Below are 11,185 nucleotides of genomic sequence, written 5' to 3'. Positions count from 1 at the left end.
GCCCCTCTTTCTCGACGCCCGGCGCCCCCCCCCTGCCCACACAACCAACCCCCCCGCCCGCCCCCCCCCCCGCGGGGGCCGCCCCCGCGGCGTTGCTGTCTGCGCGCGCTATGCGCCTACTGCGCCTTCAGCTTGCCGTCGGCAATGATCTTGGCCCACTTGGACTGTTCGCCCGCCTGGAACGAGGCAAACTCCGCTGGCGAATTCGGCGTGTAGGCCAGACCCAGGCCCTGCATCTTGGCGCTGACCTCGGGCTTGGCGACGATGCCGGCGATCGCCTTGTTCAACTTGTCCACCACCGCGGACGGCGTATTGGCCGGCGCATAGATGGCTTGCCAGCTGCTGACATCAAAGCCGGACACGCCGGCCTCCTGCATGGTGGGCACGTCGGGCAGCACCGCGGTCCGCTTGGCGGACGTGACCGCCAGCGCGCGCACCTTGCCACTTTGCACATAGGGCAGCGCCACCAGCGCGGTTTCAAACGAGCTGGGAATCTGACCGCCGATCAGGTCCTGGATGGCCGGCGCGCTGCCGCGGTACGGAACATGCGTCAGGTGGGCGCCCGTCAACTGCTTGAAGACCTCGCCCGACAGGTGCTGCGACGTGCCCTGCCCGGCCGATCCGAAAGCGATGGTCTCAGGATTGGCCTTGGCCGCCGCCACCACTTCCTGCACGCTCTTGTACGGCTGGCCGGCGCCCACCAGCAGCACATTGGAAATGCTGCCCAGCAGGATGACCGGCGCGAAGTCCTTGGCGGCGTTGTAGTTGATGCCCGGCAGCAAGGACGGATTGATCGCATGCGTGGCGATGGTGCCCAGCAGCAAGGTATAGCCGTCGGGCTTGGCCCGCGCCACGGCGTCCGCGCCCAGCACGCCTCCCGCGCCGCCTTTGTTTTCCACCACCACGGTCTGGCTCAGCGTGGAGCCCAATTCCTGCGCGATCATTCGGCCCAGGATGTCGGACGTGCCGCCGGCGGCAAACGGCACCACCAGCGTGATCGCCTTGGCGCGCGGCCAGTCGTCGGCGGCATTGGCAGCGGGAGCGCCCAGGGCGGCAAGCGCCAGGACGGCGGATACGTGGCGCAACAGAGGGAATGCCTTCAAGCTTGTCTCCTAAAAGTGACGGATGTCGTCAATCTTGTACGTTGTCGTATAACTTATCGGAAAAGGAGAATACTTCGGCCGGACTGACCTTTCAATCTAGGGTAATTCCGGTATTTCCAATCTTCCCTGGCCCGATGGCCAGCCATAGGAATTTGGGTTTCGGCACATTGCCCGCTCATCGTTTATGTTGTACGATGACGTACATCTAATACCACTCCAAGCGCCAACCCGCTTTTCATTACCCATCCCTCTTAACGGACGACGATAGGCATGACGACTCCCCAGGAACTAAAAGAAATCGTGTCGGAAGGATTGCTCTCCTTCCCGGTGACGGACTTCGACCAGAACGGCGACTTCAACGCCAAGGGCTATGCGACCCGCCTGGAATGGCTGGCCCCCTACGGCGCCACCGCCCTGTTCGCCGCCGGCGGCACGGGCGAGTTCTTCTCCCTGGCTCCCCAGGAATACTCGGACGTCATCCGCACCGCGGTCCAGACCTGCGCCGGCAAGGTGCCCATCCTGGCCGGCGCGGGCGGCCCCACCCGCACGGCCATCGCCTATGCGCAGGAAGCCGAACGCCTGGGCGCCAAGGGCGTCCTGCTGCTGCCGCACTACCTGACCGAAGCCTCGCAAGACGGCATCGCCGCGCACGTCGAACAAGTCTGCAGGTCCGTCAACATCGGCGTCATCGTCTACAACCGCGCCCAGTCGCGCCTCTCGGCAGACAGCCTGGCGCAACTGGCCGACCGTTGCCCCAACCTCGTCGGCTTCAAGGACGGCGTGGGCGACATCGAAGCCATGGTCAGCATCCGCCGCAAGCTCGGCGACCGCTTCTCCTACCTGGGCGGCCTGCCCACGGCGGAAGTCTATGCAGCCGCCTACCGCGCGTTGGGCGTGCCGGTCTACTCGTCGGCGGTATTCAACTTCGTGCCCAAGATGGCCATGGAGTTCTACCGCGCCATCGCCTGCGCCGACCACGACACCACCAACCGCCTGCTGGACGACTTCTTCCTCCCCTACCTGCAGATCCGCAACCGCAAGGCCGGCTACGCGGTCAGCATCGTCAAGGCCGGCGCCAAGCTGGTCGGCCACGATGCAGGCCCGGTGCGCGCGCCGCTGACCGACCTGACCGGCGAAGAGCTGGAAATGCTGAACGCGCTGATCAAGAAATCAGGCGCGCAGTAAGCTCCGCGCGCAGGTATGCTGACGTGCCCCCGGAATATCCGTACAGGTCAAAACTAGAGGTAAGGTTGCTTCTCAGCGCCCCGGGCGGCGCGAGGAGGAGCCATGAAACGGCTGTGAGATGACGGCGTTATGTTGTCATCTGGGGTGCGCAAACTTCCTGCGCAGGGACCGGCATGGTCGTCGCGCCCTTCCCAGGCCAGCGTATCGCCATCCCAGCCGTATAGCGTCGTGGCGCAACCGGCTGCCCGGTTCAGGCGAGCCCGTTCTTCCTGGCGCTGCGCATGCGACATGCCGGGACGTTCGCGCCAATGCGCTTCCGATTGCTTGATCAGGCGACGCCCCAAGGCATCGTACTGGCAGCTCACATGCAGCGTATCGTTGCTGTAGCTCGTCAGGCGATTGAACAGGTCCCACTCGAAGCGCGAACGCTGGCCGTTGTGCAGTTTCTCGACCAGGTTGCCGCGCGCGTCGTATTGGTAATGCGTGCCCGCGTGGTCGCGCAGCAGGTCGTCCGATCATGCCGAGCCGCACCGACACCTACCCCCAACGGCGAGGAAGTCCGGCTGCGATGAACAAAAGAGGCGGGAATGCGGCCATCTGTCCCTGTCGACTTTCGTCGGTCCCTTACACAAGCCGGATCAAAGAACGTCTCGTCTCTGCCTCATCTCCCGTAATAAAAAAATGGCGGAATAGCGGTCGCACTATGCTGGTTAGCGAATATCAGTCCCGTGCTCGAGAAAGAGCCTGAATCGAAGGCATAGCCCTGGATCCATATCTAAAAGAACAGAGAAGAATAGTTCCACCATCTCCGAGGTTTCATATCTCTGCCCCTCTTCTGATGTTTCCTCATAAAGACAGCAAACAATCGCGCGAAGAAATCTCTTTTTCATAAAATCCTCCTCCATGTCATGTTTCCGCCAAACCTCAATTCTGCGACTACGAAAATCTACGCTCGAGCATTCCCCGGAAAAAAACAAATCTGGAAGATGCAAGCTATCATCCACCCATTCAAAGAAACATCTCTCAATTTTTTCCTGGCTACAAAGCTCGCGGGCAACGAGTCGGAGAAACTCTGAAAAAAGCACAACGGCGCGATCAAATGGCAGTTGAGCCAAATCGACCCGTTCTTCGAGCAGTTCTAATTGAATGGCGTCTTCTTTCATCTCTTATGCTTGATCCCTAGTATGTCAAGGACGGGAGCGCAGGAAGTGCATGCAGGCTTATATTCACCCGTCGGGCCATATACGGTTGATTCTGCTCCCGTTGTTATCTGCCGAAGTTTATCAATGTTCGTGACTCCTGTTTGATTTGCTATCTTCGTGAGGGCATCGCCTTCAGCGCATTTACAATGGAACGGACTTCGCTTTTCTACAGGAACGGAATCATAAATGTCTTGCACCACCGGGTTTTGAACTCCGCCTCCGCCAGCTCGTGTGCTCTTTCCTAGTACTGCTCCTCCAGGAATGTTGTCACCTTGAATTGCACCGGTCGCACCTTTTATTGCCTTTCGACAAGCCGGATGGATCTATCCAATTTGTCGGGTTCGGCGCATACTGATAAACGTTCAACCCACCCGCAAACCCAATCGGATCCTTCGCGATAAACCGCCCGATCTCCGGATCATAGTACCGGTGCCGGTTGTAATGCAGTCCCGTCTCATGGTCCCAATACTGCCCCTGAAATCGGATCGGATTACGTATCCCCGCCGCCTGCGCGGCGCTTGAGATGACCTCTTTAGCCGCGCCCCACGCCTTGTACTGCGCGCTCCAGACGACCTCGCCTTGCGCATCGGTCAGTTCCTGCGGCGTGCCCAGGTGGTCGCACTGGTACCACGCCAATGCATCCAACGGATCGGGCTCGGGCGACGTGGTCCACAGCGGATCCCGATCAATGTCGTACGCACCCGCATACTCCGGCTGGTTGTGCAGCAGCACCGGCTTCTTGCTGATGGCCTGCGCCAGCGGCACAAAGCTCCCCGGCTCATACAAGTAGTGCGTGGTCTGGTCGTCGCGCCCTTCCCAGGCCAACATGTCGCCGTCCCAGCCGTCCCAGCCGTCCCAGCCGTACAGCGTCGTGGCGCAACCGGCTGCTCGGTTCAGGCGAGCCCGTTCTTCCTGGCGCTGCGCATGCGACATGCCGGGACGTTCGCGCCAATGTGCTTCCGATTGCTTGATCAGGCGACGGCCCAAGGCATCGTACTGGTAGCTCACATGCAGCGTATCGTTGCTGTAGCCGGTCAGGCGATTGAACAAGTCCCACTCGAAGCGCGAACGCTGGCCGTTGTGCAGTTTCTCGACCAGGTTGCCGCGCGCGTCGTATTGGTAATGCGTGCCGGCGTAGTCGCGCAGCAGGTTATCCAGGTGCGCCGAGCGGTGGCGGTAGGTGTAGACGGGGCCCGCCATGCCCAGGGTGCTCTCGTCGGCGCGGGCGCTTGACGGATCCAGCAGGTTGCTGGCCGGGTCGAAGGGCAAATGTCTCCTTGCCCAGACGTCTTCGCGCCTCTGCAGGCGGCCCAACGGGTCGAAGCGATAGGTCAGTTAGCTGCGGCGGGCATCGCTGACGTCGGTGAGTTGGCCGCTGGCGTGTTAGCGGTAGCTGTGCACCGGCAGGCGGTTGCCGCAGGCCGTCTGGCCGGCCAAGGTCCGAGGTTTCGTGGACAAGCGCCTGCTCGTTGAGGTTCCATCCCTAATCAAGCATCGGGCGATATCCTGGATTAACGTTTCGAGGCTTTCGAACTCCATGACCTAAAAAACGATGCCAGTTCTTCCCGCTTTCCAATGCTCCGTCCGTCCAGTAGTAGTTTTTAACAGGGTTTCCTGCAACGTCAAAAACTCCCTTGTGAGCATACTTCTTAAGCAACTTATTCAACTCACTATTGACCAGCTTCGAGGTCTCGGAGGTATCGGCTCCGTAATGTGACGCCCCAATTGCATTTTCATCTTCCCCACCATACGCTACATCTACAAAGCCAACGCGGCGGTCTCGCTTAACATCGAACTGTCGATCACCTAGAATCTGGTCTTCATCTTTGGATTTTCCGATAAGCAAACACAAAGCTCGCATGCCACTATCAACCCATGTGGATCGATCCACGTTAGCAACTTTCACGAATGGATGATCATAACTATCTGACCGGTACAGGCTAAGTCCGGTTTTTTCGAGAAGCGCCGAATTAATGGATATAAAATCGTCGAAATTCATAAAAATAATTCTGTCCATTTCACTTCCTTCCTTTCCGAGGGCATGGGCAATATGACCGAAATTGAACGTCATCTGGAACATCGTCACCAAGTGTGTTGATTTTCAGATCTTCCATTGCCTTGACTTCGCGCGTCACGGGAGTGCCATCAGCCTTAGTTCTACCAACTTGACCATAGATAAGTTTTCCATCCTTGTCCTCATAAGCAATATCCGTACGACGCCCCTCTTTGTGACCGCCCGGTGTACGAACAAGAACTTCACTTTTGATCCCGCCGCCGGATATAACCTTTCCACCGTTAGCTTCAACTTCTTGTCCCCATGCACCAATAACTACATTATGCGGACCTTCACCCTTGGGTTTTGGACCACGTTTAGCCAGCCCCAACGGATCGATCCACAAAATTGGATTATCCGCATACCGATAAACATTCAACCCGCCCGCAAACCCGATCGGATCCTTCGCGATAAACCGCCCGATCTCCGGATCATAGTACCGGTGCCGGTTGTAATGCAGTCCCGTCTCATGGTCCCAGTACTGCCCCTGAAATCGGATCGGATTACGTATCCCCGCCGCCTGCGCGGCGCTTGAGATCACCTCCTTGGCCGCGCCCCACGCCTTGTACTGCGCGCTCCAGACGACCTCGCCTTGCGCATCGGTCAGTTCCTGCGGCGTGCCCAGGTGGTCGCACTGGTACCACGCCAATGCATCCAACGGATCGGGCTTGGGCGACGTGGTCCACAGCGGATCCCGATCGATGTCATACGCGCCCGCATACTCCGGCTGGTTGTGCAGCAGCACCGGCTTCTTGCTGATGGCCTGCGCCAGCGGCACGAAGCTCCCCGGCTCATACAAGTAGTGCGTGGTCTGGTCGTCGCGCCCTTCCCAGGCCAGCGTATCGCCATCCCAGCCGTATAGCGTCGTGGCGCAACCGGCTGCCCGGTTCAGGCGAGCCCGTTCGTCCTGGCGCTGCGCATGCGACATGCCGGGACGTTCGCGCCAATGTGCTTCCGATTGCTTGATCAGGCGACGGCCCAAGGCATCGTACTGGTAGCTCACATGCAGCGTATCGTTGCTGTAGCCGGTCAGGCGATTGAACAGGTCCCACTCGAAGCGCGAACGCTGGCCGTTGTGCAGTTTCTCGATCAGGTTGCCGCGCGCGTCATATTGGTAATGCGTGCCGGCGTAGTCGCGCAGCAGGTTATCCAGGTGCGCCGAGCGGTGGCGGTAGGTGTAGACGGGGCCTGCCATGCCCAGGGTGCTCTCGTCGGCGCGGCCGCTTGCCGGGTCCAGCAGGTTGCTGGCCGGGTCGAAGGCGAACGTCTCCTTGCCCAGGCTGCTGACGGCTTCGAGCAGCCGGCCTACCGGGTCATAGCGATAGGCCAAGGGGCCGCGCCGGCTGTCCTGGATCGCTTCGAGCTGGCCTGCCGCGTCGTAGCGGTAGCCGCGGTGCAGCAGGCGCTGACCGCTTCCGCTGTTGCCGACGCCGGCGACGATGCCAGGCGTAGCGGGCATTCCGGCCATTCCGGAAACCCCCGGCATGCGCGCCACGCTCTGTTCGGCCAGCCGGCCCATCGCGTCCCAGGATTGGGTCTGCACCAGGCGATTGCCTTGCTGTCGCTCGATCTCCCGATGCAGGTCGTCGCGCTCGAAGCTTGCCAGTTCGTGCTCGTCGAACATCATGCCGTGCACGTGGCCGGAGCCGTAGGTCAGCCAGCTGGCGCGATGGCCGTCCGGGCGCAGCGTGGCGACGCGCTGGTTCAGTTCGTTGTACTCGTGCTTCCACACGGCGGTGACCGGCGCCGGCAGGCTCTGGTAGTGCTGATGCTCGCGCGTCAGGTTGCCTGCCGCATCGTGGAACCACTGCAGGCGGCAGGCGGGGTTTTCCGCCAGGATCAGGCGGCCGTTGCCGTCGTAGGCGTAGCGCTCCGTCTGGGCTCCAGCCGCTTGCGCCGACGCGCCGGCGCTTGCGGCGTAGGGGCGTGCGTGGCGTTGCGCCACGCGCCCCATGGCGTCAAACGCCAGTTCGATGACGCGGTCGCCGTCTTGCGTGGACAGCAGCGTGCCGCTGGCCGGGTCATAGTGATAGCGCGTGGCCTGGTCATCGAAGCCGCGCTGCTCCAGCAATCGGCCTGCCGGGTCGTACACAAAGCGGGCCTGCCTGTCGTTCTCGTTGGCCAGCGCCGTCAGTTGTCCAAGCTTGTCCCATTGATAGTTCAGCATTCGACCGGCCGCATCGCTGCGTTGGGCGATCAGGCCCGCGGCGGTGTAGCTCCAGCGGGTGCACCGGCCCAAGGCGTCGGTATGCGCAAGCAGGCGGCCCTCGGCGTCGCGCTCGAAGTGTTCCGTCGTTTGATCGGGGTGCGTGACGCTGGCGAGTTGCCCTGCCGCGTAGGCGTAGCGCGTGGCGTTGCCCGCGGCATCGGTGAACTCGCGCAACTGCCCCAGTTCGTCGTACGTCCAGGCGCTGGTCTTGCCCGAGCAATCCGTGTACTGCGTGATCTGGCCGGCGGCGTTGTAGGCCAGCTGCTTCTGGCCGCCACGGGCATCCTTGATGGCGACCGGGTTGCCGGCGATGTCGTAGGCGTACTCGGTCTTGTTGCCCAGCGGGTCGATCGTCTCGGTCAGGTAGCCGCGCGGGTTGTAGTCGCGCTGCCACAAGCCGCCCTCGGCGTCGCGGATCTTGTAGAGCTGGTCGCGGTCGTCGTAGGCGTAATGTTCAACGCTGCCATCGGGACGAATGTGTTCCAGCAAGTTGCCACGGTCATCGTAGGCGTAGCGATCGATGCTCGCGTCGGGATGAACATGCTGGGTGACGTTCTTGGCCCCGTCGCGGTAGAGCCATTCCGACAGACCATCGGGATGAACGATGCGATAGGGATAGCCCAGGATGTCGTAGTAGTACGCCGTCCGATTTCCATGGGCGTCGGTCACCGTCGTCAAGCGGATTTTCTCGGACCACTCCAGCCTCAGTTCATAGGTGCCGTCGTCAGCCCATTCGCGTATTGCGCGTGCCGTGGGGCCCACGCCATCCCATTCGAGATTGATGCCGCGATCCGTTCGGTCCGTGTAGCGCGTCAACAAGTGATGCTGATATTGGTAGGTCCATTGGCCGCCATGTTCGTCCTGGGCGCACAGCAGATCGCCCGTGTCGTCGTACAGGTAGCTTGCCAATTGACGCCGCGGTTTGCCTTCGGCAATCTGCCATAGCGCCACGATGCGGCCGGCTTCATCCAGCTGGGTGCCCAGGTGGGTATGGAATTCATCGTCCTGATATGTCACGAGGTCCGACAGCACCTGGCGGCCATGCGCCTGATGATCGTAATGCAACGAGGCGCGAGCGCCGCCTTGCAGCTCAATACCCGTGAGCCTGAATATCTCGCCGTGGCGCCGGTATGTCTCCTGGCGGCGATAGCCCTGGGCCACGATCAGTTCATCACGCGAAGTGCGCACCAGCGTCAGGTTTTCGATGGCGTCGTAGTGAGGCTTCCCGGGCTGCGGCAACGGGTAGTCGTGACTGCGGCCGTCGGCGCCGTGATAGCGCAATTGCGCGCCATCGGGCAGTTCGGGCAGCACATCCAGGCGGGTCGTGAATTCGTTGATCCAGCGCGCACCGCCGGGGCCTGCGTCGTAGGCATCCAGGTCCGAACGGTAGGTGCGCGCCCATTGCAACGCAAACGGGCCCGGCAGTACGGCGTCCGTGTGCGTCAGGGTTTCCGCGCCGCGCGCGAACGTGATGCTGTTGCAGGAGCTGCAGCCGCTGCCTGGCTTGGGATCGCCTTTGACCTGTGCCTGCGTATGGATGACGTCATTTTCCGCGCCAGTAGCCTGGCGCTTGGCCTGGTTGGTCTGTGCTGGGCGGACGTTGCTGGGCTGGGAACGCCCAAGCTTCCTTTTCGCGACCACCGCCTGCAGGAGCTGCGTAAGCATCCAGCCGATGCTCTGCTGGACATTGGGGTCCGCCAGCTTGAGGATTTGGGCCTTGACTTGCGGCGCCAGTTTTTTCAACTGATCCGCCACTTGAAGGACATTATTCTTGAACGAATCGAACATCACCAAGCGTGCGCCCTGGCCAACCACGTCCTTGGCTTGCCCGAGCGCGATGCTGCCCAGCGCGCTCCAGAAATTGGGGTGGGTGAACAAATCCATGGCGCCGACCGATCCACGGTTCTTCAGGATCGCTTGCAGCTTCTGATCCGCTGCCTGGTAATCTTGTGCGCCGCCCAGGTCGCCGTTGGCGAGTTTTATCAAGCCATCGGCCAAACTATTGACCACCTGCTCCCCCATGTCCGCCGCATCGACGAGAATTGCATTGAGCTGGTTGACGGCATCCTGGAGGAAGGTCTCCAAATCGCCCTTGAAGCTGGCGCTCAGGTTGTTGCCGAGGGTGGCGATCAGCACCTGGCTTACGCCGGCTGAGCCCCGAGCCATGAATTCGTCCCGCGCGGTGTGCAGTGCGGTGCGCAAGCCCCCACGGATTGCGCCATAGCCCACCCCAGCGGGAATGACCCCGATCAGGTCAACCCCCAGGCCGACCCAATCCAAGGCAATCACCTCTTTTTTTGACAGCATCTCGGTGATGTCATTGGCGACGTCGACCAAGGCCATGGCGTTGGTGATGATGGGGACTGCATTGGCTACGGTCCGTAGCCGTTCCAGCGTGATCCAGCCACCGCTGAGGTCGAACAACCATTTATCGAATGCGCGAGCGGCTGCTTGAACGTCTTCCACCTCGATGGCGTGGCGCGGGGCGATGACGGCGCTCGCCACAATGGCGCTGATCATTGCATATCTGGCCCCCTGGATACTGGCCTTGCCGATCTCGGAAACACTGAATTTCTGCAAATCGGCGCCGATTTTCTCCCACCCGTCGGAGACGGTTTTCCACGGTGTTGCAATAACGGCGCCCCATTCTTTCGGGGTGTAGCGCGAGGGGGCGTTCGACGTGCTTGGTGTGCCGGATGGATTGGCCATGACTGACTATTCGCTTAGGTGAATAAGCCCGGCGCCAAGGCGCGGGCAAAGGGATGTAACGGAAACGGGCAGGACATGCGTAGCGCTACCCCGTCAGCGACTTGGCAAGCGTTGGAGTGGCCTTGTCCTTGAGCAAGTCGGTGGCGCCAGGCAGGCCCATTTGCGCCAGGCTGGCTCCCGCCGTGCGCAGCACGCCCTTGGGACCCGCCTGGACCGCGGCCACCATCTGCTGGCCCCATTGGCTTGCCGCCTGCGCGGCCTGCAGGGCTTCTTGAACCCCCTTTGCCTTGGCTTGCAGCTCATCGGCAAGCGCCTGAATCTGCGTTGGCACGCCAACAGCCGCTTGGGCGGGCCAGGGTTTCCTGCCCAAGAAGCTGCTTTGCTCCCAGGGGTTGTTGGGGTCCTTGCCGAAACTGACTTTCGCGGGACCGGGCGCTGCGCCCGATACGGCGGCAAATCCTTGCGCATCGAGCGTGCCCTTGAAGACGCGTCCCAGGGCGTCCTCCACGTCAAACGCCGCTTCGGAAATCCCTCGGCCGTTGAGGTACTTGTTGAACAGCTCCAGGTTTCCCTTGGCCGGCCTGGGCTCGTCGGGGAACACGCCCGCCTGGCTCTTGGGACCGCTGTAATTCACGTTGGCCGAGTGCACCTTGTACGGCCCGCTGGTCGCGTGCGTGATGCCGCCCGCGTTGTAGGTCGTGCCGCTGCCGCCCGCATTGATGAC

Annotated in this window: 7 protein-coding genes and 1 pseudogene; 1 reads left to right on the top strand and 7 read right to left on the bottom strand. The window is 61.4% G+C overall.

Features of this window, described 5'->3' with window-relative positions:
- Nucleotides 1-116 precede the first annotated feature (116 nt).
- Nucleotides 117-1,103: a Bug family tripartite tricarboxylate transporter substrate binding protein gene (locus tag ACFWP0_RS29540; RefSeq protein WP_377848298.1), complete on the bottom strand. Its 987-nt coding sequence runs from the start codon at nt 1,101-1,103 to the stop codon at nt 117-119.
- Nucleotides 1,104-1,373: 270 nt separating this feature from the next.
- Between ACFWP0_RS29540 and kdgD the strand changes: the two genes are divergently transcribed.
- The gene (gene kdgD / locus ACFWP0_RS29535; protein ID WP_377848296.1) at nt 1,374-2,288 is read left to right on the top strand and encodes a 5-dehydro-4-deoxyglucarate dehydratase; all 915 of its coding nucleotides are present in this window, start codon (nt 1,374-1,376) and stop codon (nt 2,286-2,288) included.
- A gap of 53 nt (nt 2,289-2,341) precedes the next feature.
- On the opposite strand, the gene ACFWP0_RS29530 is transcribed toward kdgD, so the two are convergent.
- From ACFWP0_RS29530 to ACFWP0_RS29505, 6 genes and pseudogenes are all read right to left on the bottom strand, one after another.
- Nucleotides 2,342-2,791 carry a hypothetical protein gene (locus ACFWP0_RS29530; RefSeq protein WP_377848300.1) on the bottom strand — a complete coding sequence of 150 codons (450 nt, stop codon included), beginning with the start codon at nt 2,789-2,791 and terminating at the stop codon, nt 2,342-2,344.
- A 207-nt stretch (nt 2,792-2,998) separates the two neighbouring features.
- Nucleotides 2,999-3,451, bottom strand: a complete 453-nt coding sequence (locus ACFWP0_RS29525; protein WP_377848294.1) for a hypothetical protein — start codon at nt 3,449-3,451, stop codon at nt 2,999-3,001.
- A 306-nt stretch (nt 3,452-3,757) separates the two neighbouring features.
- Complete coding sequence (locus ACFWP0_RS29520) at nt 3,758-4,759, bottom strand: RHS repeat-associated core domain-containing protein (protein WP_377848293.1); 1,002 nt, start codon at nt 4,757-4,759, stop codon at nt 3,758-3,760.
- A gap of 214 nt (nt 4,760-4,973) precedes the next feature.
- Nucleotides 4,974-5,561 carry a hypothetical protein gene (locus ACFWP0_RS29515; RefSeq protein WP_377848291.1) on the bottom strand — a complete coding sequence of 196 codons (588 nt, stop codon included), beginning with the start codon at nt 5,559-5,561 and terminating at the stop codon, nt 4,974-4,976.
- Nucleotides 5,509-10,461, bottom strand: coding sequence for an RHS repeat-associated core domain-containing protein (locus ACFWP0_RS29510; RefSeq protein ID WP_377848289.1), 4,953 nt, complete (start codon nt 10,459-10,461; stop codon nt 5,509-5,511). Before ACFWP0_RS29510 ends, ACFWP0_RS29515 begins: the two co-directional genes overlap by 53 nt.
- A gap of 85 nt (nt 10,462-10,546) precedes the next feature.
- A pseudogene (locus ACFWP0_RS29505) lies at nt 10,547-11,185 on the bottom strand (type VI secretion system tip protein VgrG); the annotation flags it as partial.

Origin of the sequence: Achromobacter sp. NPDC058515 (assembly GCF_042721735.1) — a bacterium.
In the GTDB taxonomy this organism is placed as follows: domain Bacteria; phylum Pseudomonadota; class Gammaproteobacteria; order Burkholderiales; family Burkholderiaceae_B; genus Achromobacter.
This window is presented reverse-complemented; position numbering and strand designations above follow the sequence as displayed.

Excerpts from the sequence above, each read along its gene's own strand:
- kdgD (WP_377848296.1), top strand. The coding sequence starts at position 1,374 with ATGACGACTCCCCAGGAACTAAAAGAAATCGTGTCGGAAGGATTGCTC.
- ACFWP0_RS29515 (WP_377848291.1), bottom strand. The coding sequence starts at position 5,561 with ATGACGTTCAATTTCGGTCATATTGCCCATGCCCTCGGAAAGGAAGGA.
- ACFWP0_RS29510 (WP_377848289.1), bottom strand. The coding sequence starts at position 10,461 with ATGGCCAATCCATCCGGCACACCAAGCACGTCGAACGCCCCCTCGCGC.
- ACFWP0_RS29525 (WP_377848294.1), bottom strand. The coding sequence starts at position 3,451 with ATGAAAGAAGACGCCATTCAATTAGAACTGCTCGAAGAACGGGTCGAT.